The organism is Taibaiella soli, assembly GCF_003236175.1.
Lineage (GTDB): Bacteria > Bacteroidota > Bacteroidia > Chitinophagales > Chitinophagaceae > QKTW01.
The window spans coordinates 198182-221555 of record NZ_QKTW01000017.1; the positions used below are offsets into that span (position 1 = coordinate 198182).

The 23374-nt window shown below is 43.8% G+C and carries 16 protein-coding genes; 8 read left to right on the forward strand and 8 right to left on the reverse strand.

From position 1 onward, the window contains the following. The first annotated feature begins 99 nt into the window (after nucleotides 1-99). The 3 genes from DN068_RS12365 to DN068_RS12375 all read left to right on the forward strand — a co-directional run bounded on the left by DN068_RS12365 (nucleotide 100) and on the right by DN068_RS12375 (nucleotide 2815). Entirely contained in the window at nucleotides 100-1332 is a 1233-nt protein-coding gene (locus DN068_RS12365; RefSeq protein WP_110999243.1) for an MFS transporter, read from the forward strand. Continuing rightward, the gene (locus tag DN068_RS12370; protein ID WP_110999244.1) at nucleotides 1329-2051 is read left to right on the forward strand and encodes an MBL fold metallo-hydrolase; all 723 of its coding nucleotides are present in this window, start codon (nucleotides 1329-1331) and stop codon (nucleotides 2049-2051) included. The genes DN068_RS12365 and DN068_RS12370 overlap by 4 nt, the downstream gene beginning before the upstream one ends. A 65-nt stretch (nucleotides 2052-2116) precedes the next feature. Beyond that, complete coding sequence (locus tag DN068_RS12375) at nucleotides 2117-2815, forward strand: DUF1826 domain-containing protein (protein WP_110999359.1); 699 nt, start codon at nucleotides 2117-2119, stop codon at nucleotides 2813-2815. A 393-nt stretch (nucleotides 2816-3208) separates the two neighbouring features. On the opposite strand, the gene DN068_RS12380 is transcribed toward DN068_RS12375, so the two are convergent. From DN068_RS12380 to DN068_RS12390, 3 genes are all read right to left on the reverse strand, one after another. Continuing rightward, nucleotides 3209-3757 carry a dihydrofolate reductase family protein gene (locus DN068_RS12380; protein ID WP_110999245.1) on the reverse strand — a complete coding sequence of 183 codons (549 nt, stop codon included), beginning with the start codon at nucleotides 3755-3757 and terminating at the stop codon, nucleotides 3209-3211. A 130-nt stretch (nucleotides 3758-3887) separates the two neighbouring features. Then, entirely contained in the window at nucleotides 3888-4808 is a 921-nt protein-coding gene (locus DN068_RS12385; protein ID WP_110999246.1) for a helix-turn-helix domain-containing protein, read from the reverse strand. A 63-nt stretch (nucleotides 4809-4871) separates the two neighbouring features. Then, entirely contained in the window at nucleotides 4872-5708 is an 837-nt protein-coding gene (locus tag DN068_RS12390; RefSeq protein WP_110999247.1) for an SDR family NAD(P)-dependent oxidoreductase, read from the reverse strand. 271 nt (nucleotides 5709-5979) lie between these two features. Between DN068_RS12390 and DN068_RS12395 the strand changes: the two genes are divergently transcribed. After that, nucleotides 5980-7590 carry an FMN-binding glutamate synthase family protein gene (locus DN068_RS12395; RefSeq protein WP_110999248.1) on the forward strand — a complete coding sequence of 537 codons (1611 nt, stop codon included), beginning with the start codon at nucleotides 5980-5982 and terminating at the stop codon, nucleotides 7588-7590. A 199-nt stretch (nucleotides 7591-7789) separates the two neighbouring features. Here the strand turns inward: DN068_RS12395 and DN068_RS12400 are convergent, their stop codons facing one another. Next, a complete protein-coding gene (locus tag DN068_RS12400; protein ID WP_110999249.1) occupies nucleotides 7790-8530 on the reverse strand; it encodes a hypothetical protein in 741 nt (246 codons plus the stop codon). Nucleotides 8531-9128: 598 nt separating this feature from the next. After that, entirely contained in the window at nucleotides 9129-9863 is a 735-nt protein-coding gene (locus DN068_RS12405) for a carboxypeptidase-like regulatory domain-containing protein (RefSeq protein ID WP_110999250.1), read from the reverse strand. A 92-nt stretch (nucleotides 9864-9955) separates the two neighbouring features. On the opposite strand from DN068_RS12405, the gene DN068_RS12410 reads away from it, so the two are divergent. Then, a complete protein-coding gene (locus DN068_RS12410; RefSeq protein WP_123985335.1) occupies nucleotides 9956-10471 on the forward strand; it encodes a hypothetical protein in 516 nt (171 codons plus the stop codon). Between the two features lie 41 nt (nucleotides 10472-10512). Here the strand turns inward: DN068_RS12410 and DN068_RS12415 are convergent, their stop codons facing one another. Further along, nucleotides 10513-13245 (reverse strand): hypothetical protein, encoded by a 2733-nt coding sequence (locus tag DN068_RS12415; RefSeq protein ID WP_110999252.1) that lies wholly within the window; start codon nucleotides 13243-13245, stop codon nucleotides 10513-10515. Nucleotides 13246-13414: 169 nt separating this feature from the next. Between DN068_RS12415 and DN068_RS12420 the strand changes: the two genes are divergently transcribed. The 3 genes from DN068_RS12420 to DN068_RS12430 all read left to right on the forward strand — a co-directional run bounded on the left by DN068_RS12420 (nucleotide 13415) and on the right by DN068_RS12430 (nucleotide 15267). Then, nucleotides 13415-13933, forward strand: coding sequence for a hypothetical protein (locus DN068_RS12420; protein ID WP_110999253.1), 519 nt, complete (start codon nucleotides 13415-13417; stop codon nucleotides 13931-13933). Between the two features lie 61 nt (nucleotides 13934-13994). Continuing rightward, the gene (locus DN068_RS12425) at nucleotides 13995-14795 is read left to right on the forward strand and encodes a fimbrial biogenesis chaperone (protein ID WP_123985336.1); all 801 of its coding nucleotides are present in this window, start codon (nucleotides 13995-13997) and stop codon (nucleotides 14793-14795) included. Then, a complete protein-coding gene (locus DN068_RS12430; RefSeq protein WP_110999255.1) occupies nucleotides 14788-15267 on the forward strand; it encodes a hypothetical protein in 480 nt (159 codons plus the stop codon). The genes DN068_RS12425 and DN068_RS12430 overlap by 8 nt, the downstream gene beginning before the upstream one ends. Nucleotides 15268-15498: 231 nt before the next feature. Here the strand turns inward: DN068_RS12430 and DN068_RS12435 are convergent, their stop codons facing one another. Together DN068_RS12435 and DN068_RS12440 are read right to left on the reverse strand one after the other, a co-directional pair. After that, a complete protein-coding gene (locus DN068_RS12435; protein WP_110999256.1) occupies nucleotides 15499-20172 on the reverse strand; it encodes an Ig-like domain-containing protein in 4674 nt (1557 codons plus the stop codon). Between the two features lie 50 nt (nucleotides 20173-20222). Then, nucleotides 20223-23285: a gliding motility-associated C-terminal domain-containing protein gene (locus DN068_RS12440; RefSeq protein ID WP_165836380.1), complete on the reverse strand. Its 3063-nt coding sequence runs from the start codon at nucleotides 23283-23285 to the stop codon at nucleotides 20223-20225. Between the last annotated feature and the right edge of the window lie 89 nt (nucleotides 23286-23374).

Below are 23374 nucleotides of genomic sequence, written 5' to 3' on the forward strand. Positions count from 1 at the left end.
GATTACGATCGAAAAATACCGTTTTTCAAATTTAGGATTTAGATGGAATTTTGTGTTGTCGATTATCCGGAACTTATTCCGAAGGGTTGACCACATAACATGAGCAATTTAACGGTCGATATAACCAAAGACAAACCGGACATACGTATTACAACTGAGCGAGCTACCAGACAAAGCGCACGTTTCAAAAAAATCAAGTTTTGCATTTTCCTGTCGGGCCTTTCTGTATTCGCGCAGCTTTATCTTTTTCAGCCATTGCTGCCAACCGTTGCCCAACATTTTGGTACCAGCGTAGGTAATAGTTCGTTACTGGTTTCCTCTGCAACGATTGGTATGGCACTCGGCCTTTTCTTTTTCGGACTAAAAGCGGACAGTTTCTCCCGAAAGAAACAAATGTCTTTTGCACTGATCGCTTCTGCAATCCTGACGATTATTTCCTTTCAAATTCAGAGTTTGTCCCTGCTGATTACACTCGGACTTATGAAAGGCTTTGTGCTTGCCGGCGTTTCCTCTGTGGCGTTGGCTTATCTCACTGAAGAAGTAGAATTCTCTGTAATAGGCCTGGCGATCAGCATGTATTTAAACGGCAATACCATTGGCGGCATGAGCGGCAGAATATTAGCGATCATCTTTGCCGGTGCTTTCGGCTGGCGGAATGCCGTTTTGCTGATTGGTATCGAAAGTCTGTTTCTCGGACTCTTGTTCTGGAAGTTTTTTCCCGAAAGCCAACTCTTTCAGCCGCAATCAATACCGGTGCGTTTTAAGCTGAAACAAATGAAAGGATTTATCAGCAACTCTTTGATGTTGCCGCTTTTCATTATCGGCGGACTAATGGTCGGCACCTTCGTAAGCGTCTACAACTATCTTACATTCCGGCTGGAAGCAAAACCATTTTCATTAAATCATTACTGGATTGCCTTTATCTTTTTGATGTACGCATTTGGTGTCGTTGGCGCCATCATCGCCCGCAAACTTTCAGAGCATTATAAACTACGACAGGTCTTACGCGGATTTTTACTGTTATTTCTATTGGGCGTTGGCCTGATGATCTTTGACAATCTCGCGCTTACCATCACCGGACTTGGCCTGCTCACAACTGCGTTTTTTGCAGCGCACACCATGGCCAGTCGTATGGTTGCAATCTACGCAGTAGAAGGAAAAAGTGCGGCCACTTCGTTATACTGGTTGTTTTATTACACCGGTTCTGGTATTGTGGGCAGTAGCTCTGGCTATTTGCTGCACGCAACAAACTGGTCGGTTTATACCATTTCGCTGATGGCATTGATCGCGGTAGCCTGTTTACTGACCATCTCTAAAGAACAAAAATTATGAGGATCATTCCGCTGAAAGAAGGAAACTTTCTGGTGAGCAAAACCAAAGAGTTTAGTGTGCTGGAGGACAATGACGAATCTGAAGGTATTCGTATGGCAGTACAGCCGTTTTTAGTAATGACCAATGATGAAAACATCTTGCTCGATGCAGGTGTCGGCTGGCTGGAAAACGGACATTTAAAATTGTTCGACAATCTGAAAGAAGCACATGTTTCACCCGAGTCAATCAGTAAAGTATTGCTTTCACACCTGCACAAAGATCACATAAACGGACTGGTCATTGATGATGAAAACGGACTGCGACTTGCCTTTCCACAGAGCAAAATCTATATACAACGCAGAGAATATGAATATGCATTGACCAAAACAGATAGTCCGTCGTTTGACTTTGTGCGACTAAATTTTCTCATCAATTATGCAGACATCGTCTGGATGGATGCAAATGAAGGTGCTATCACTCCGGAGATCAATTATGTGGTAACAGGGGGCCACACGCCATTTCATCAGGTCTTCCGGATACAATCAGAAGGGAAAATCATTTTCTATGGCGCTGACAATCTGCCGCAAAGCAGATACTTCGATATGCATGTAGCCTACAAAACGGACTATGATGGTAAAAAAGCCATGCAGTGGCGGATACAATGGGAAGCGCAGGCAAAAGCGGAACACTGGCAGATTCTCTTATATCATGATTTATCCGAACCGGTGATTCAGTTTTGAAAATCCCGGTTTGTAAATGGAAAAATAGCCGTACTTCGCGGGCAAAAGAATTTATATTGCCGCTTATGACCGATTTATCTCCTGCAGCGAAACACGTTCAGCATGTCTCCAATTTCGAGGACTTTGTTGCGCAGCCATTTCATGGGACTATTAACGCAATTTGCTGGTCCCGCGACCTGTCAGGTGATTTCTCTGAGATTATAAACAAGGTGACACTAGACGGGAATATTACTGAAATTGAACCGGAACAACTGCGTGCACTTGAGTTGAGCGAACAGGGTCAGATTGCGCGTAACATCCTTTTAAACGACCTAAAATTGTTGACTGATCATGGCGCTTCGCCAGTACTCAATGTGATCAAACACTATGACCGGGATGATAGTCTTCCGTTTTTTCCCACTGATGTTTATTCTTTTCATGTAGATCGTGCACCCATTCCAACTGATACTATCTTATGCACCTATTATGGTGCAGCAAGTGAAATATTACCTAATGAACAAGGCGAGCAGAAAATATTAATTCCGGAGATACGTGCTGAACTCAGGAAACTGTACGATGGACCGGAAGACGGTTTTGAATCATTCTTAACAGAACATTTCTTTGATCTGCATTATCAGGCAAAACCAGATGCAGACCTTATAAACTTAGGCATAGGCAACCTATGGCGGCTCGCCTGCGATCATCCGGACAGCCCGGTTCCTCCCAGTCTACACCGTGCGCCTTTGGAAAATGATGGAACATATAGATTGCTGCTGATTTGCTGATGGTGAATTAACAACCCATTTCATCCAGACAAAGGAATATCCCGAGATAATAAGGGATGCTGACTGCGTAGGCCCGTCCGTGCGAGTGACACTATTAGAAACCGAGTTGAATTTCAAGGCTCTTAGCTTGGCAGCACAGTAGCACTTAGTTGATCGGGCGACCGCCTAAGCCACGGAGTGATCTGGCTTAGGCTGCCCTTTTTTGCTTACTTTTTTTGGCATAAAAAAAGTAAGGGAATTCGATAGCCGATGAGAATCGACACAGATAAATCAAGGCGATGAAAGTTTGTTTAGAGAATAACGGTCAGATGAACTCGAAGTCGTCTGATTATCATCCTCTTTTGTGTATGTGCACCGAATAGTCAGCGTAACAAATGCAAGCAACATCCAGCCCTACTGCTGCAAATGAATCGCTACACTTCCCGAATCAAAATGCCGGGTATCAATCAGCTTTAAATTCAACTTCTGCTGAAGGCTGCCCACATCAAGCAAGTGCCGCCCATTACCCATAATCACAGGATGGACCACAAAATAAAATTCATCAATAAGATTGGCAGTTATTAATTCCGGAAGCATGATTACGCTGTCTACTGAAATCCTTTCACCCGGCAGTTGTTTTAGTTTAAGCAATTCACCTGCGGGATCCTTACGCACAATCCTTGCTTTTTCATCCGCACTTTGCAGCGACCTTGAAACAACAATTCTGTCAATAGCCGTAAGTCTTTCGGCAAATCTGTTTTCACCAGGTGTGCCACTCTTATCCCGGGCAACATCGGCCCAGTAGGGAAACATCAGCTGATACATCACCCGACCATAAAAAAGCAGATCAACATCATCCATTAGTGCAGTATAATAATCCATCAGTTCTTCGGTCGGATTGAAAATCGTGTGATCACAATAGCCGTCCAGGCTTATATTCATAGCAAATGTTACCGTTCTCATGTTGATAATTTTAGTTTAAAGCATACACCAAAAATAAGAACAAGCATGAAGCATTATGAAGGCCATTCGCGACAAAAGAAGGGGTATTTAAGCCGAAGATTTCATTCCAACCAACTACATTTCTTCGAATTTAATTAAACGACTGTCTAAACTCCAGCGGTGAAATATTTGTCTTCGTCTTGAATAATTTACTGAATGATTGCGGATGCTCAAATCCTAATTCATAAGCGATCTCACTAACCGACAAGTTCGTCGTAGATAACCTTTCTTTTGCTTTTTCAATGAGCTTGTTGTGGATATGCTGTTGCGTCGTCTGCCCCGTCAATGCTTTGAGCAGGCTTCCCAGATAATTGGGCGATACATTTAGCGAACTGGCAATATTCTGAGCGGTTGGCAGACCTTTGGCGACCAGATTATCCTCATTAAAATATTGCTCCAATATGGTTTCTAATCTTTCCAGTATCTGATGACTATTTTTCTTCCGGGTAATGAATTGACGCTGATAAAAACGCTCGCAATAATTCAGCAGCAGTTCTATCTGCGCAATGATGATGTTTTGGCTGAACTTATCAATATTAGCAGTGTATTCCCGTTGAATACTTTTCATAATATCCGTAACAATAATCTCTTCTTTTTCTGAAAGGAAAAGCGCTTCGTTTACAGCGTAACCAAAGAAATCATATTGTCTGATATTTTTTGCCAGAGAAGTTTTCCAAAGAAAATCAGGATGAATCAGCAACAGCCAGCCGGTTGGTTTTACTTCCGGCTCATCCAGCTCCAGCTGCATCACTTGTCCGGGTGCAATAAACGATAATAAGCCTTCATCGAAATCATATGATTGTTGTCCGTAGCGCAACTTGCCCTTCGGCATATATCGTTTTAGCCCGATAGAATAAAATTCCTGAATCCAGGTCATTTCCTTTTCATCAGTCTGATAAGTCACCAAACCATAGTCCACCAGGCTAACCAAAGGATGTTCAGGTTTTGGCAGTCCGGACATTCTGTGAAACTCCCCGATGGTATTGAATCTATGAATTTTTCTACGTTCCATTGCCTGCTTCAAAATTAGGAAAAGCGATAAAACATTTGCAGTCCTATCGCTTTTGGGTTAAAATTAAAAATCTGTTGATTTGCTCAAGCTTTCGTTGGCTGCCAATTCATTTTGCAACACTTCAATTTTGCCGTGGGCCATTCCAAAAGCATCGCTTCCCATAAAGAAATGCAATGGTGGATTTTTACTTTCGGCTAGTTGAATGAATGCAATAGCTGCTTTGTCAGGATCACCTATCTGCTTGCCATTCATCTCTGTATTATGCCACTGTTCTGTATTTCTGGCCGATGTGTACGCATCAATTGAATTTTCCGAAAAGCGAATGGAACCTTCATCTAAGAAATTCGTGCGGAAATACCCTGGATATACAACCGTTGCATGAATACCAAATTCCTTTACTTCTGCGGATAAAGCTTCGGTGAAGCCAACCATTGCAAATTTTGTAGCAAAATAAGCGCCGAAGCCAGAAAAAGTTCCGACAAAACCACCAATGGAAGCTATATTAATGATATGCCCGGATTTTCTACCACGAAAATGCGGCATAACGCTTCTGATTGTGTTCAACGCACCAAACACGTTTACATCAAAGTTGCGGCGGATTTCACTATCGCTCAGTTCTTCTAAAGTACCCCACTGTCCATAGCCGGCATTATTTACGACCACATCAATGGCGCCGAATGTTTCCAATGTTTCAGCGATGGCATTAGCTACACTCTTTTCATCTGCCAGGTTGACTTCCAATGGAAGAAAGTTTGCAGTTATTCCTACTTCTTTTTCCAGACTTTCAACCGTTCTGGAAGTTGCAGCTACTTTATAGCCTTTATTCAATAATGTTTTTACCAAGGATAATCCTAATCCTTTCGACGCTCCTGTTACGAGCCATACTTTTTGCGTGTCCATTTTTCTTGCTTTTAATGATTAAACTTTTGACACTGCAAATTTGGCCACGCTCAAAGCCCCGGAAGTAACCAAAACAATGGTCGTTGTAGTTAAAACAACGATAACAGGAATTTTAGCGGTTCTATGATGCCCTTCGAAGGGGCTGTCTACCAACAGTTATTTTTAATCGACATAAGATTTTGTTTTTCACGCAACTCGTCTGAAAATCCTAAGTTTGGAGCTGGAATAGTCGACAGATTGCTTAATGATCGCTGGCTATAAATAAAAAAACATGAGAAAAAGCTTCATCATCTTCTCGGCCTTAACACTGCTTGTGATATTTTGTTTAGGTGTTTATTTAAGTCCTAACTGGTACATTCTCTTCGCAATAGTACTCTGCCTCACCGGGCTCGGCTACTACGATATGTTTCAGACGAAACATTCTATTATGCGGATATATCCGGTATTCGGCAGATTACGTTTTTTAATGGAAGAGCTGCGTCCGAAAATCTATCAGTATTTTATCGAGTCTGATATCGATGGCCGGCCAATTAACCGTATTGACCGTTCTACCATCTACCAAAGGGCAAAAGAAGAAAATGACACCATGCCTTTCGGCACCCAGCTCGATGTATATTCTGAAGGCTATGAATGGATGTGCCATTCCATAGCGCCGAAAGATTTTGAGTTACTGGATCATAACCCGAGAGTAACTGTCGGCAACAAGGCCTGCGCACAGCCTTACTCTTGCAGCGTCTATAATATCTCCGCAATGAGCTTTGGTTCGCTTAGCTCTAATGCGGTTGAAGCAATGAATGCCGGCGCTAAAATCGGCGGGTTTGCGCACAACACTGGCGAAGGTGGATTAAGTCCTTCGCATTTAAAACATGGCGGCGATATCATCTGGCAGATAGGAACCGGTTATTTCGGCTGCCGCACTGCAGATGGCAATTTTGATGAGAATCTGTTTCGTGAAAAAGCAAGACTGCCACAGGTGAAAATGATTGAGATAAAGATATCGCAAGGTGCAAAACCCGGACACGGCGGTATTCTTCCGGCTTCCAAAAACACGCCTGAAATCGCAGCGATCAGGCATATAAAACCTTATACGGTTGTCGCTTCACCGCCATATCACAAAGCGTTTAATACACCAAGAGAAATGGTCCAATTCATACAACACCTGAGAGTGCTGTCGGAAGGCAAACCAATTGGGTTTAAACTATGCATTGGGCATAAGAGTGAGTTTATCGGCATTTGCAAAGCGATGATAGAACTGGATATCTATCCTGATTTTATTACTGTAGACGGCGCCGAAGGTGGTACAGGTGCAGCACCGCAGGAGTTTTCAAATTATGTGGGTGCACCGCTGCTTGACGGACTTGATTTTGTACACAACATTCTTACCGGACTGGATATCCGCAAACACATCAAAATACTTGCCTCCGGTAAAGTAGTAAGTGGCTTCCATATAGTACGTGCATTGGCACTTGGCGCAGATGCCTGCTATTCTGCACGCGCTATGATGATGGCTGTAGGATGTATCCAGGCGCTGTTATGTAACACCAATAAATGCCCTGTTGGCGTGGCTACACAAGATCCTAAACTCACAGTAGGACTAGTAGTGGAAGATAAGAAAACAAGAGTTGCCAACTTCCATAAAAACACCGTAAAAACCATGGTGGAACTGTTGGGCGCATCCGGCCTCGACAGAAAAGAAAATATAACGCGCTCACATATTTACAGACGTATTTCTTTTCAGTCAATGCTGACTTATGAAGAGATTTTCCCTTCTTATGAAACAGGTTCTTTCCTTACAGAAATACCGGAACGCTACAAACTCGATTTCAAATACGCCAATCCAGATCATTGGGGCCATTCGAATATCGGAAGTTGGAGTAATTAGCATAAATAAAAACACCAGGATCAAACAATCCATAATACGATCCGGCCGGGTCACCTGTACATTGCGTTCAAGTGACCCGGCCGGATTTTCTTATACTAAGAGCGAGCAGCTTTCCTTCCCCCGCTCAGATCATCACATCATCGTTCTTCTTTCGAATAATGGGCAGATCTATTGTTACGCAACAATCATTTATTAACTATCAATTTCCCACCTTTCTAAAACTAAACATATTTGCCGCTCTTAGCTCATTGCTACCGGCACCGTAGACAACCTTGATATATTGTTTTACCGATAAGGCCACTGCATTGAGTCCGGTCATGGGTGTGTAGAGCATCTGATCTCGCTGGGAAATGAGCAGTTTTAACTGGCCGGTCACACGTACTGTCTCCTGATTAACCTCCTTCAATTCAGCCAGACGCTTTTGTAATCCGGAGATTGTGATATCAGCTTCGTTTGGCGCATAACCCGGTTCAGTAAGAATAGCACCGATCAGCTTTTCAAAATGAGTAATAGTGGCATCATAACTCGTTTGACTGACAGATCTGGTTTTAGGTGCATCTTCTGCTTTCGTTGCTTCAGTGCCAGGTGTAACTACACCCAGGCGCCGGCCTCTGATTTTAGCAATATAATATTTGCTTGTCTTGATTGCAGTAGACGCAGGATTGGCTATTTCAAGCGTATTGCTGGCTCTAGCCGCTAGTTTCTTCGTGTCTTCAAATAAGTTATTCCGATTCTGTCTGGACTGAGACTGCATAATCTCCGCGTTAGTTACCTGCTCCATAATCGCGACCGCCTTATTATAATACTCCTTGAGCTGCGGTATAATCATATCCGGCCGGCTGGGCTGATAAGCAGTACCCAGCGATTCACAAAAGTGAATAAGGCCCTGAAAATTTGCGACATTCTTATAATGTCCTGTCTCTGAATTTGTACCTGGCATGTGTGGTATATTTTGAGAAAGTAAACCAACAACTGTGCCATTTTTTAAGTTCTTATGCAATGCATTAACAAGTACGGCGATAAATCATTACTAATCAACGCAAGATATTTTTAAAGCCATTCAAAATGCGCCCACAATAGAAATAATTAAACTAGAACCATAGACTTCAAACACGGTACAGAACGTTTCTAACAGCTTACTATAAGCTGCACACGAATCGCAGTAAGCTTCTCACAACTTACAGTATACTCTTAAGCTATTACCGCATATCTCTAAAGCATTACCGTAGACGATTGTTAGCTTACCGTAAGCTCCTTATAACTTACCGTACAATCATACAACGTCACCGTATATCATTGTCAAATTACCGTAGGCTCCAGAAAGCTTCCTGTACATCTCTAAAACATAACCCTAGACAAATGAAGAATTACAGTAGACGTCAATATCATTCTTTAAGGTAAATCACTGTATAAGTACTTTAATCAGCTTTAGGCTATTCGCTGAATACAAATCCAGTATTGCCAGCGTCTTTCACACAGCCAAGGCAACAATAAAGCCAGATCTATTAACCTAATACCCTAAAATTTACGATAGACAGCTATTGCGCAAACGGTCGTGTGATTCCTACAGGTTTAGGCTTGCAGAACTCGCGGAAATGTTCCCGTATCCACATACTCAACTCCAATGAGCTGGCTGTATGCGCAAAATCATACGGCATTGGTGTGCTAGCAATAAATATCGCCGCCAGACTATCGCTGGCATGTGTCAGTGCAATCACCTTATCCTGATTGTAGACGATGGAAACATATTTCGCCTGTTCATCATTCTTTACCATCCCTACAAAATGTTTGTATTTCTTTGACCGTCCGGAAATATGATTTGCCAGCCAGGTAAAACCACCATTGATAGCAATTCCTGAACTCCCGTCAAACTTTGGCCGCTGCCGGGCATCTTTTATTGTCTTATGATAAATAAGTCTTTCTTCTGCGGAATCACGACGGTATTTGAGATAAGGCGATTCTATCACTACTTCATCCAACATATGGGCCGTTGGCATAAGCAGGACATTTCCAGATTTCTCCAGCAAAGCGCCGGTGCGTTTTTCCAGCATATAGCCCCGAAGGACAAAAATGACCGTATCACCAGCTGCCGCTTTTATTGCATAAGCACCGTTAATCTCTGAGGTTGATAACTCTTTACTGCTCCGGTTATAAACGGTCACACCACCCAATGGCAATTTTGTATTGTCGTCGGTAATCACACCAGTCCAGGTCTGTGCATTGACAACACCAACCACCAATAAAAGAAAAACAATCAGGACATGCCGCTTCATGGGTTTGTAGTTCTACGGCAAATGTACGATGATGCAGAGGTTTCTGTAGAAACTTGTTATTTTTAAAAATGGTAAATCTGCAGCCATATCTTATGAAAATTATGCTGGCTTTTCTCGGCACATTATATGCATCAATAGCTTCAGGACAGACTAATGTTGCAAAACCGGGGGCATTCCGGATTTCGCTCACTACCTACAATCATGCAGCATATATTTTCGAAGGAGCTACCACTTATTCGTTGACGGACTCATCTATACAGATAGCAAAAAAAGGACTTTCTGATACTGCTATTAAAACTGTTTACCTGAGACCGCTGGAAAATAGAGAATCGACGATTGCAAGTATCAACCGAATTCCAATGGACACACTTAAAGACTATTATTGCAACTACTGTATCATGATAACGAGTGGCAACGAGTATTTTTTAAGCTTCGAACATAATAGCAAACAAAAAAGAATAGACTTACATCATTATTATCTGCCACAGCTGGATGAAATCATAGAGATAATCAACTCTAATCTGCCTGCGGAATATCAAATCCGATATCTGGATAAAAACACCATACAAGATTGCAAGTATAGCTATGGAACGGAAGACAACAAATGATCTGACGATTAACGATTAAAAAACGACACACTGCTACAACGTTATTTTTTTCCCGTAAACTGAATCACATCTATCATTTGTGCAGTTTTGTACTTCACTTCAAGGTTTACAGATTCTATTTTCTGTGGCGTTACTGTTACCTTCTCTTGCTTTAACTGAAAAATATCGCTGAACTCGGCTGAAATTTTAACCTCGTATTTACCCGCAGGAAGCGAAACGTTAAAAGATCCATCCGTCATCACATAACATGTAAAATCTTTTCCGCTCTCATTGGTAAAAATCAATGGAAGACCCGCTGCGCTTACCGTTCGTGTATAATATTTAGGAATAGAAAGACTAACCTTCCCCGACACTACACCGAGTTTATACATTGGAATAAACTTCTTCGTTCCCTTAAACATCAGCTGGTCGATCTGTCTTACCGGCAAATAGCCATTCCCATTTATAATACCCAGATCATTGTTACGCTGATCAGTGTAATGTGAAATTTTGATACGTCCGTCAGCGTCCGATTGAGCCATCTGCTGATTGCTCCCATATACGATACCTTTCAGTAGTGCCTCCCCCTGATCTCTTTTCCCATTTTGATTCGCATCATTGAAAAAAATCATTGATTTTTTCTGCACAAAAAAATCAGCCGGGCGATGAAATAAGAAGCGAACGCCTACACGAATATCCTGGTAGGCAATACCATTGGTAAATGAATACGAACAACTACCAGTTAGTTGCCAGTTCTGAAACAAATTCGCCACTACAGACCCCGATACGTATTGGTAAGGAAGAGGATTACCAGCCCAATACTGCAGGTTATAGTTTGCCGACAATTCAAGTTTCTGTTGCAGCAGCGGAACACGGACACCAGGCCCAACGCTATACATTGAAAACGGCTTGCCGGTTGTGGCTTCCTGAATCAGATCTGTTGCAAAGAAAGCATGGTTTTGAACCAGACCCTGTATGTAAAAGAACTTATATCGTGCCTGCAATTGCAATCTTACCGGACGGTCATTATCATTTCGGGCAGGCACTTGATTTTGAACATAACTTAAAGCTGTGGTCAGCGAACCGCCAATAGAAAACCGAAGGCTGTTATAGCCCATGTCAAGCGCTGTATAAAAGCCGTTTAATTCATAAAACGGACTATTCGAGAATTGTGTCTTCTGGCTGGAATAGTATGGCATAAAACGGAAAGAATACTTCCCGGCTGTCTTAAATATATTGACCCCATACTGTCCGTTTTCCTGAAGATTGTGCGCAATAATACCTGTTACATTGTAGGTATAGGGATCACTGTTTACATAATTTGCAACCATACCAAGGCCCCAGCTATCTGTATTTCCGGAGAAGAGATAATTAATAAGTTCCGAAAACTGCATTGTTTTCTTCATTAGTCCTGCATATTCCGGCGTACTGTAATAGTTGTCTGAAAACAGCTGCCAACGTGATTTGTGCATCCGCCACCTTAGGCGCGCGGCAGCGCCTTGTTCGTGGCCGCTAAATAATTCTCCCGTATTCCCGAAAAACGAAGCCTCTACAGACTGTCGCAAATCAGGCTGCCATTTAAAACCTACGCCACCTAAATAGAGATCTTTATAAATGGGATTATTCCATTGATGCAGGAATGATCCATTTACCGAAGTCTGACCTGAAAGATCGAAACCGCCCGCAGCATAGAGGCTACGTGTATTATTGCCTGGTGCATTCTGATCGCCGAGCAGATATGAGTTTGCATTGTAAAGATAACTGACCCCAATAAAACGTTTGCTATCACCGATGGTTACATTGCCGCCTTGTCCGTAAATTGGTAATTCACCCCAAATATTCATCAGTCCTGCGCGTGTCGTGACCATCCCTTGTTTGTAGCCAATGTAGGTATTCATCAAGGTTAGCGGCTGATGAGCGCCTGCATTATATGCATCCATCGAGAGCACAACCCCGTTTTCAGTTGCGGCTTTATTATAAGCTACCTGATATTCCTGGGTATTTACATTCATACCATTGTGATAAAACTGTACAGCAGCATAATTATCTAAAGCCGCAGTGACATTCTGTTGTAATTCCAGATTATTTGTTACGATAACCGGCCGGATGTTTATTGCCGTTACAGAAGCATTGCTGCTATCGCGCAGATCAATTGCGAGTGATTGTTCTTCGTATACACTATTGCTATTTTCCCTCTTCTGAAAATGGTAGTCGACTGTCACAGTAGTATCCGTATACGCAGGGAGCGAAAAAAACAATTCGTGCTGTTCCGTAATCCAGTTTGGTCCATCTCCGGCGTATAGTGATAAATGCTCAGAAGTATTGCCTTTATTACGAACAAGCACCGGCACATGTAATGTTTCTTTCAGATTATTAATAACAGGCGAAAGCTCCGTCGTGTTCATCTGAACATTTCGCTGTAAAGCCATATCGATTTTAAACTGAGCGATCGCAGTATCTCCCTTATCTGAAATAATCCATAAATAGACGGGAAAACCCGCATACAGATCCTGCCGTGGCAACATGCATTTTACTACCTGCAATGCAGAAGCATGCGGCGCAACTGTTAGAACTTTTGCATTAAACAACCGAATAGAAGTTTCCACAGGCACAAAATGAAAACGAGCAGTATCATCACTTTTATTAGCAACGCTTAATGTGTTGAAAAGAATAGACCCGGCATTGTCTACAAGCACTACAGAAGACGCAAATCTAGCCTCAATACCTTGTGCATAAATTGAATCTGAGAAATAAAACAGTAAAGAAAAAAAGAAAAAGAATGCCCGGATCTTCACCGCGTAAAGCTATTTAGATAAATGAGCATCTGTTATTGTGTAACCTCATTTTGTTCATAGTAGAAGTACTAAATCTTGGCCATATTCAACGGAGGAATTTTTTTGATGTGTTTTGGATAGATACATTTACATCGGGAGAACAAATTTTTAACAACCACATCTACTCGCAATGAAGAATTTTCTGGGAGCCTCGGCAATAGCCTTGTGCGGTATTTTATCATGTACGGCAGCTCATGCCCAATCTACAGGCAACGTAACGCTAAATGTGCAGATTGCAGACATTATTTCGATGACTGTGAATACAAACACTGTCAACTTCAACCTGAACTCGGGAACCAGCTATGCTGCCGATCAGACACAACCGGCTACCTCGCAGTTTACAATTCTTGCCACTCGTCCGTTTGATCTGGATGTGAAATCGAATGCGGCAAGTCTTACAAATGGTTCTAATTCGCTGCCACTATCAGTCGTGCAAATTGAAAGTACCAACTCAAATCTCGGTATTACACCAGCTGCTCCTGTGCTGCTTACTACTGCTAACCAAAAATTGCTGGATGAAGCATCAGCCGGACTTGCACAGAATGTAGACATGAAATATACATTGCTGACCAATAGTAATTTCAGCAGCTTTAACGTGCCAGCTGGTACTTACACAACGACACTTGTGTACACAGCATCTATCGATTAATATTTAGTTACTTTGTATGCCGGAGTTGATCTCATTGAGAGGCGCTCCGGCAACATTTTTTATGAAATACTTTATTTCACTTCTTTTCCTTTTGACCGCCTGTTCTGTCACTGCACAGATAAGCCTGTCGGTTGCACCTGCCCGTTTATTTTTTGATATAACCGGAACAAGAAAGACGGAAAAGATAAAAGTGTTTAATAACGGCAAGGAAAAGGCTATCTGGCAGATCTATCTGCAGGACTGGACGAGAGACAGTCTGGGACAAAAGCATTTCTTTCCGCCTAATACGCTGCCGCATTCCTGCGCTGCCGATCTCATTATATTTCCATCCGTGTTGCAAATTCCTCCTGATAGTACCGGCGAAGTAACAGTGAGTATAAAGGATAATTTCAGCCTGTCACAGACAGATACTTCGAAACATGCAATGGTTGTAATCTCTCAGGCAGATGATCCTGCAAAGCTGAAAGATGCAGCTGCGAAAAAACAGGCGGCCATTATGATTAAAGCGGAGTTTGCAGTACATGTTTATCTGCTGAATGGCGGGTCAAAAAAGGATGTAACCATCGATCAGTTCTATCTGCAGCGAGACAGTGCAAAAAACAAGTTGCAGGTTTACGTGCACAACACAGGCTTGCAACCGTTGGATACAAAGGTGCATATTGAATTTTCAAACGATGCTACTGCAAAGCAGTGGAAACTAAATGAAATAACTGCCGCGATATTACCAGGCGATATACGAATTGTAAGTTTTGCTTTGCCCGATGGTTTGGAAAAAGGGATGTATTCTGCAATGGCAACTGTAGACTGCGGTGAAGATGTGCCGTTAAAAATTGGAGAGCTTAGTTTTAACTGGAATGAATAAGATCTGGGTATTGATTTTTTTATTGCTGTGCAGCCAAAAAAGCGATGCACAGTCAATAACGATACTAGGTAGTCCGCCAACTATCCAAATGCTGACTGCTGCTGACATCCGAAATGGAAAGTCAATCACGCATACCAGTATCCGCATCGGCTATCCTCTTTTGAATCTTGGCGGATTAAGTATGGATGTATTTGCCCGTGCAGAGTTTGCCAATCTTTCATCGACAGGTTCCGGAACTATTCCTGCAAATAATGTCGGAGTATCTGTTACTAATTTATCGGGCGCAGATCCTGAAATTCTACTGAGCACCGCTAATCAACGTATTCTGCATCAACCTCCGGGATTGCTGACCGCTTTGCTTGGCGGGACAGCAGATGTTTCTATAAAATACCGTGTGCTCGGTGGCGCGAGTTTACTGGTGCCTGCTGCCACCTACACTGTACGTATTTTCTACATGGTATCTATGGATTAGGATCTGCGGTTTTTCGCATCAATAATCGATTCAAAATATCCAATGAGCATCTGTCTGGAAGAGGCAGTGAATTCGGAGCAGGCGGACTAAAACTTTACTAAAGCAGATAGCAATCCTTCTTATGATCTGGGTAAAATGATGAGAGTTGCCTAGACAAGCAACTCCCCGATTTTCATCCAAACTATAATTTTCTAAAGACGATTTTTATTAAACCTTTTAAAGTCTTACCCTTTATTGCTTGATAATTTTTGTCTGGCGGATTAATGTACCCTTATTGGTATAGACCTGTAAAATATACAAACCGGCAGCATATCGCGAAACATCGATCCGGCGTACATCATGACCCGAGAATATTTCACGTCCGTCAATGGTATGAAGCACCACTTTTACTGATTCCTGACTCTCGATATAGATCATATCAGCAACAGGATTCGGGTACACTTTCACATTCGAATTCAGGCTTACTTCCGGCACCGCGTCAGGGTATACATCATATACCGCCGACATGCTCGTACAACCATTCGCATCTGTTACCACAACGTAATACTGCCCTGCTGCGGCTGGTGTATAAGAGGAATTGGTAGCGCCGATAATAGTCTGCGTACCCTTCAGCCATTGATAATCGGCATAACTTAATGTCGTCTGAAGAATACCCTGCGGATTCGCAACAATTACCGGTTGCGGCAAAGGAAATATACTAACCTGCTGCGGCGTAGAAGTTGCCGAGCATACACCTTCTGCTACCTTAAGCGTATAGGAACCCGCTGTATTTACAGTCAAGGTACTATCTGTAGCACCGGTAATAGCAGATCCGTTTTCAAACCACTGATAGGCATATGCAGTATCGGTAAAGGCACTGAGTGTAACGCTGTCTCCACTACAAAAACCAAGCGGGTTACTGGCTGCGACAATGGCAAAAGGAACCTGATCTACATGTACTGTTACTGTATCATAAAACGCGCAACCATTATTAGCGCCACCGCTGCTGTCCAATGCAGACAGATAATATTGTGTGGTAACATTCGGTGTGAGCACAACTGTATCTCCTGATAAGCCAACGGGATTCCAATAGTAGCTATAACCAGTGTTTGTTGACGCGGCAGACAGGCTAACCGACTGACCCAGACAAATACTCGGCGTATCGGGTACAAAATTTACTGCAGGCGCAGGTGTTATCGTCACCGGAACTGTTACCGGCTGTAATTGGCAACTGCCATCATTAACCCTCCACTTGTAGAAATAATAATAGTTAGACGGGGTCACCCCACCGGAATACCCGGAAGTAATCGATACCAGATTAGGAAGCGTATAAGGATAGGTAAAGCCTATTGTCGCATCTCTGTTCAGATTAGTCATCCCCGTTGCACCCGTTACTACCAGCCGGTAATTGGTTCCAGCCGGCACATGAAAATTAAGCGGTACTATGTTAGCGACACCCGGTGCAGGCGCAACCGTTACACTAGCTGTTGCCGTCTGGAGTATCGTACCCGCACTGTTTTTAAGCGCAACAGTGATTGTCCCCGAACCGGCTGTACCCTGCGGATACACTTCCGCGCTCTGCAATACAAAAGGTGCATAAGCAGTAAACATCAGACCTACATCAGAGAAACCATTGTTACCTGTTCCTATATTCACCGGCGCAAGAGAACCTACTGCCTGTACCCCTGTTATTGAACTCGCGGCGGCTACATAATAAGTAGCATTGCTATACAGAAATGGGGTTGTATAAGAGGCTCCGATATAAAGCGGAACTAACGCGGTGGGATTATCATACCATTTTATAACAACGCCAGGCTGCGGTTGTACTTGCAGCACTGCTGCGCCCGGTCCGCAACGCACCGCACCTGTAACACTGCTCATAACGGGATTAAAAACCGGCACCATAAACGCGCTGCTCGCGGTAAATAAATGGGAGAACTGACAGCTGTCTACGATGCGATAATACATGGTATCAGTCAATGCAGCCGTTATATAATTGAGTGCGGTTGCTCCGCCGATATTTGTCCAGGGGCCGGAAGGACTGGTCGCCGTTTGCCATTGATAAGAAATACCACCTGTATTATTAGGATCAGAAGCATTCAGCCAAACCGTATCACCGACACAACGCGGTGCAGTAAAAGCCGGTGTATTTACAGTTGCCGCCACAGGCTGGCCGCTGCAAATGTCCATGCGAGCTGTCTGTAAGCCAAAACCGGTAAGCGCAGGTGCATTGACAATCTTCCGCACAACATCCGCGCCGCCTGTCATAAAATAAGTATACCAGGGCTGGGCATTCAGTCTTTCCGATAAATGCAATTGGCTGTCAACTGTCACATTGCCGATCCAGGAAGGTTTATAATAAATTTCAGACTTGTATCCTGTTGCAGTACCTGATACTTGCAGGCTGTCATAGAAATACATAAAAGTACCTGCGGGCATCGCCGGTGGCAAGGTTCCTGCGTACTGAAACACATTCAACGATGCTGGCACCGTACCTGCAGCCCAGGTGATTTTCGCTACGGTATCTTGTCCAAATGTAAAGACCTGTGTAGTGCCTGCTGCCGGTGTTGCGGGTGTTGCTACTGCTATTGGCGGTGCTACAGTGGGTGTAAATTCATAAGGTCCGATATCCGGCACACCGGTTGTTGTCAAAACAGCTCTGGGATTACCATTGATATCTGTATTGTTTCCCTGAAACTGTACACCATGTCCATTCAAAGACCAGCTGGCGCTGTCTGCGGGATTTGGTGCCAGATTGGTAGTACTTGTAAAAGCCGGACGATAACTGATGGAATATTTATCATACCCTGTAGCTGCACGCCAGGCATCTAAAGTAGCATAAGACACTGCCGGACTAACGAGCGAGAACAATCCGGCGCCTCCGCCATAAACATTGTTATAGTCGATCTTCATACCAGCAAGTACACTGTAAACTGCCAGCGGATAACCTGTAGTACCGGCATTGTAGAAGATGTTGTTATAAGCATTAATGGAAGAAAAAGCCGTAGTAGTATTATACATGTAACCGGCATAGTTGGTCGGTGCCGTAGAATTACTACAGAATGTATTGTTCAGAAAATCGATGTTATTGGTGTTGTAGCTGCGCAATCCGTATGCGATATTTGACCCTTCCACCCAAACGATATTATTTTTAACCGTACTAAAGCTGGAAGTAAACGGAGATAAACCATAGCAATTGGTGATGCCGGTCATCGTAATCTTGTTATTTGCAATCAGGCTGGTAGCGGAATTGCCGTTGCAGAAATAATGGTAAATGCCATATCCTGTTGCCGCACCGGAAATCGTAATCGTATTACCCGTTACTTCGAGCGCATCATCACAATAACCCGGATAAAGTCCGTAGAAAGTTCCACCCGAGGTAGTGCGGGTTATGATATTATTCCGGAGCTTCAGGTTGGTGGCATAGTATGGATAGATACCGCAGTTATAGGCATTAGTCACCGTATTACTATCGATCACGCAACTATCCGAAACGGTAGTAGCTGCGGCACCGCGATAATAGATGCCGTAATATCCATTGGTGACCGTATTGCCAACGAGACGGTTTTTACTACCGGTTACCGATGCATAAATACCAGCAGTGGTAGCAGCCGTAGCAGCAGCAGGAATATTAAACACACATTTGCTGATAGTGTTTCGTGAAGCAGCACCATCCATTGACACGCAAAACGCATACGTACTGCTTGCAGGCGCAAAGCTGAGGTTTCTGAGCGTTATATAGGAAGCCGAAGAAAGTTTGAAGATATAATTAGCCGCTGAAGTACTCGTATTACCAATGGTCACATCAGCTGCATTGCCGGTGGTGGATGTAAAGGTAATCGTGTTCACGGCGTTGGCCCCTGAAATAGCGTTTAGCGTTACCTGTTCGGTATAAGTACCCGAGTTGATGTTCATTATCACTGGTCCGCAAACACCAAAATTGTTGAGTGCATTTACAGCGTCTGTAATTGTCGGGTAATCGGCAGTAGCGCCTCCGATTGTGTAACTGCCATTTAAGGCAGCTCCCATAGTACGACTCACGGTATCATCGCCGTTGTATGAGTCTGCCGTATTATTCGGCATCGTAGTCCATGCTTTGATGGTATGCGTAGCGATACCTGTAAACGTGACACTGCCGAGCGAAACGATCGCGGTATTTCCGGCAACGCTGCCAAAGGTATCCAGCAAACCGGTATAGCTTACCGGTGTTTGCGCCACGCCATCAATCGTCCAGGAAATCGTTACAGGCTGTATCTGATTGGCACCGCGATTAGCGATTTTCACTTTCGCCGTATAGGTTCCGATACAAAAATTATTAGGATCGGTTATTGCAATAGCGGTAGCATTATTATTTGGCGGCGGCGTGCGATCGAAACCAAAATCCACGAGACCGCTACCCGCGTTTACAGGTGTGACACCAGCAGCCGTGCCCCACACTCTGCGGTTGCCATTAGTGATATTCTGGGTATTCGAAAAGCCGGTAGTATAGGCGGTGTTCGAGGCTTCAAATATCAGGGATGAAGTACCATCATAAAAGAACGGGGTCTGAAGTGTTACACCAATCCATCCATTCACAGCAATACTGGTGATGGTATAACTGCTCGCAGAATAAACGGTGGTCATTGGCCCCATCCAGGTATTAAGCGCGGTAGCCGTGAGATTATTAACGCCTAACTTTATTGTAAAGTTGCTGAGCGTTGTGCTGGTTATTGCGGTAGCAGTTTTAAAATAAATTTTGTTGATAAACCCGGGGGCCGGCGTTGTCGAAAAATCCGTTGGCAGATACAACCATTGCACACGGTTGGTGGTGCTGCTAAACGGAACCGTGTTAGTCGAAGCCCCGCCAGTAACTGTGTACTGCTGGGCATTTGCCATTACTACACACAGCAGTAACGACAATAGGGAAAGAATTGTCTTTTTTGTCATGGAAGTTTGTTGAAAGATTGTTTCTGAAATACTATAACAGTTTGCTAATCTTATCTTATGAGTGTGACGTCACCTTTGTACACTTGTGCTATACCATCCGGCGAAGCAATACGGATAATATAATTGTAGACGCCGATTTCCTGGTCCCTACCATTCAGTCTCCCATCCCACCCTTTGTTGGTGCCATCATCTGTGTACACTTCCTTACCCCAACGGTCAAATATGCGGAACTCCTGTATTTTACGGAACGTAAGATTCACGATGCGGAATACATCATTAAGGTTATCGCCATTTGGTGTAAACGCAGTGGGTATCATCACCGGATCTGAATAATCAATACTGACCCTTACGGAGTCATAACTCAGGCAATTCCTGTTACTGTCTGCAATACCAATCACATGGTAATACATCGGTTCCACTGCAGATGCAACGGGGTTAGACAATAAAGGATCACTCAGATATTGCTGCGGGTACCAGTAATACTTGTCTGCACCTGTAGACCTTAGCTGCACATAAGTTCCATACTTTACAACAGTGTCCGCTGTCAATATCTTCAATGCCGGATACGGCGTTAATTTAATATAAACACTGAATGTATCCAGACAACCATGATCTGTTGTGATCAGATAGTACCGGGTAGATCTGGAAGGCTTAGCCGTTGTAACAGCGCAAGCGGCACAGCTCAGCGTAGCGGGCGTTACAAAGCCGTCTTCATACCATTGATAATACTGGGCGTTTTTTGCAACAAGATCTACAGTAGTCCCCTCGCAGATACTGGTGTCTTTGCTCAGCATTTCGGGTGTAGGCAAATAAACATACAACGTATCCGACACCACGCAACCGTATCTATCGATCGTATGCACATAAATGTTTTTGGGTACGGAGATATACGCTTCCGGTGATTTAATATTGGCGCTCGGCTCGTACACCGCATGATCCCATTTATAGGTCCAGGCTTCTGATTCCGGCGCTTCATAATATTCGAAACGCATTACCGGCAATTGATTCTGTGCGGCCGCCACTGAACCAATGCCGCCATTACAGATACTCCCTGTATTGCTGAAACTATATAAAGTAGCGGGGTACGAGGTATTAGCATAATAACAGTCTGCCATGTTCACATTCACCGCATTGCTGTAACAGATATCAATGATCAGGTTCTGTGTGGTATCCCAATTATAAAGTGTCGGAAAATCAAAGGAAACAAAACCACCGGCCGCTGGAATATTTACCGTTGATGCGCTATTGTACACGGGTATCATACCACCCTCAAAACCGCTGTTTTGATCTAATGCTGTGAGTGGTGTACACTTCAATGCAATTTTTACATTGCTTACAGAAGAACCAAGACTGGAAAGAAATTTAAAGGCAAGACTTTTGATAGTTCCGGAGAACATACCTGCGCGCTTCATGTCTGACGCATGTACCAAATACTGATGCCGTGCGGAAATTCTGTTTCCGATGAGCGGCGACGCAAGCGACCCGTTGCCGTTCTGCTGCGGAATAAGATAAGGCTTCACTTCCACCTGTACCAATGGTGTGGCGGGAACCGAAGGTGCGATGGTACAAGCAAGATTTTTAAACGGCCTGAGGCCCGTCACATTCGCATCCAGCTGCATCAATCCCGGACGGCATAAAACTACTGAATCTGTTGGCGTGATTGTAATAAAAGTACTGTGATCTACTGCTACGGAAACGGTATCAACATTGCCGCATCCCATAAGGGTTGTAGAACTTGCAAAATAAACCGTGTTTACGTCAGGTGTGGCAACCGGCGATGCACAACTGGTGCAGCTGAGCGAACTGATTGCAGCGCCGCCGCCCAATACATGCCAACTCACATTGGACGCGCCACCCGATACAAGTTGCAAACTTCCTCGGGGACAAATGGATGCACTGACTTTTGTAATCGTTGCCGGCCTTATGTTGATAGGTATGGTAAATGTCTGCGACATCAGGATACCAGGCGGCAGACAGGTAGAATCTTTAATTGTAATCGTTAGTGCTTTCAGCCCGGTATCATTGGTATTTGGCGTCCATGAAAAACAACCGGTAATACTGCCGGTTGCCTGACCTGTATAACTAAGCGTTGCCCCTGGCGTAGCAATGGCATGATTATCGGTAGCAACCAAAACGGGATTGGCGGAGCTGGAAGTGGAATTAAAACAAAAAGAAAGTGAACTGTTGGCACAAGCCTGTAAAACACCTGCATTATCTAAGGTCGCACCGACAATAGAGCTGGCAATAGTTGTCAACGTCGGCTGCGCACTATTACAAGGAATTACCTGCATTTGCATATCGCGTACAATCGTTGACAGCAGCTGGCCGTGCCGGTATTTTTTCACTTTTACAGCCAATGCCCATGCACCTTGTATAGAAGGCGTAAAATTCATCTGACCACTGATTGGACTCAGTACAAAACTGTTGCTGCTCGCAAACGGATTATTGGTAAGATTGTAAGGAGCGTTGAGAATAGACGTAACACCATTGCTGTTGGCCGCGCAACCAGAAGCTGCTCGCGGGGAAACCATTTCAAAGGCGAGCGAATCTGAGTTCGGATCTACTGCCCCGTTATTATACGCATACGGCTGATTGACGCATACATAAGGTACCGGCGGTACTGAAAATACCGGCGAAGAGTAGCCCTGGTATTGCGTATTATCCAGCGTTGCATCTACATAGAAATTAGGCTGGCCTGTATAGTTCAATGCACCGTTGCGCGCACTGAGATAAGTATAAAACGTCCAGTTACTCCGTCCCGGCAATGTAAATGTTGCGGTTAATATATGCTCTCTGTATCCCGGCAAAGAGCTGGTAATCTGCGTACAAGTAGTAGGAAAACCCGGACAACCCGGAGACACCTCTGTGGCTGTGCCAACCTGTGTCAATGCAAAGCTGCCGCTCCTGGTTCCATCGGCGTTGTAATAACAGATGGTTGCGGGCGACGAAGTGAGCGTACTGCTACAGTCCCGATAAAAATGTAAAGTAAATTTGTAAGTGGAATCACTAACCCATTCGTAAGTGATTTCCCCGCCGGCACAATGGGTTGCACGGGCCGATGAACTACTAAAAAAAAGGATTGCAATTAAAGCGGCAACTAAATACGGTCGCATAAATTTTGTCATTGCGGTTTTATAGATCCAAAAAAATAGGGTGAACGTCTGCTATCAGTCGAAAAACCGACAGCACACAGCTAACGCTA

What these genes read in the sequence shown, in the direction of transcription:
- DN068_RS12400 (WP_110999249.1), bottom strand. Translation starts at nt 8,530, where the DNA reads ATGCCAGGTACAAATTCAGAGACAGGACATTATAAGAATGTCGCAAAT.
- DN068_RS12370 (WP_110999244.1), top strand. Translation starts at nt 1,329, where the DNA reads ATGAGGATCATTCCGCTGAAAGAAGGAAACTTTCTGGTGAGCAAAACC.
- DN068_RS12410 (WP_123985335.1), top strand. Translation starts at nt 9,956, where the DNA reads ATGAAAATTATGCTGGCTTTTCTCGGCACATTATATGCATCAATAGCT.
- DN068_RS12440 (WP_165836380.1), bottom strand. Translation starts at nt 23,285, where the DNA reads ATGCGACCGTATTTAGTTGCCGCTTTAATTGCAATCCTTTTTTTTAGT.
- DN068_RS12390 (WP_110999247.1), bottom strand. Translation starts at nt 5,708, where the DNA reads ATGGACACGCAAAAAGTATGGCTCGTAACAGGAGCGTCGAAAGGATTA.
- DN068_RS12395 (WP_110999248.1), top strand. Translation starts at nt 5,980, where the DNA reads ATGAGAAAAAGCTTCATCATCTTCTCGGCCTTAACACTGCTTGTGATA.
- DN068_RS12375 (WP_110999359.1), top strand. Translation starts at nt 2,117, where the DNA reads ATGACCGATTTATCTCCTGCAGCGAAACACGTTCAGCATGTCTCCAAT.
- DN068_RS12430 (WP_110999255.1), top strand. Translation starts at nt 14,788, where the DNA reads ATGAATAAGATCTGGGTATTGATTTTTTTATTGCTGTGCAGCCAAAAA.
- DN068_RS12425 (WP_123985336.1), top strand. Translation starts at nt 13,995, where the DNA reads ATGAAATACTTTATTTCACTTCTTTTCCTTTTGACCGCCTGTTCTGTC.
- DN068_RS12380 (WP_110999245.1), bottom strand. Translation starts at nt 3,757, where the DNA reads ATGAGAACGGTAACATTTGCTATGAATATAAGCCTGGACGGCTATTGT.
- DN068_RS12405 (WP_110999250.1), bottom strand. Translation starts at nt 9,863, where the DNA reads ATGAAGCGGCATGTCCTGATTGTTTTTCTTTTATTGGTGGTTGGTGTT.
- DN068_RS12385 (WP_110999246.1), bottom strand. Translation starts at nt 4,808, where the DNA reads ATGGAACGTAGAAAAATTCATAGATTCAATACCATCGGGGAGTTTCAC.
- DN068_RS12435 (WP_110999256.1), bottom strand. Translation starts at nt 20,172, where the DNA reads ATGACAAAAAAGACAATTCTTTCCCTATTGTCGTTACTGCTGTGTGTA.
- DN068_RS12365 (WP_110999243.1), top strand. Translation starts at nt 100, where the DNA reads ATGAGCAATTTAACGGTCGATATAACCAAAGACAAACCGGACATACGT.
- DN068_RS12420 (WP_110999253.1), top strand. Translation starts at nt 13,415, where the DNA reads ATGAAGAATTTTCTGGGAGCCTCGGCAATAGCCTTGTGCGGTATTTTA.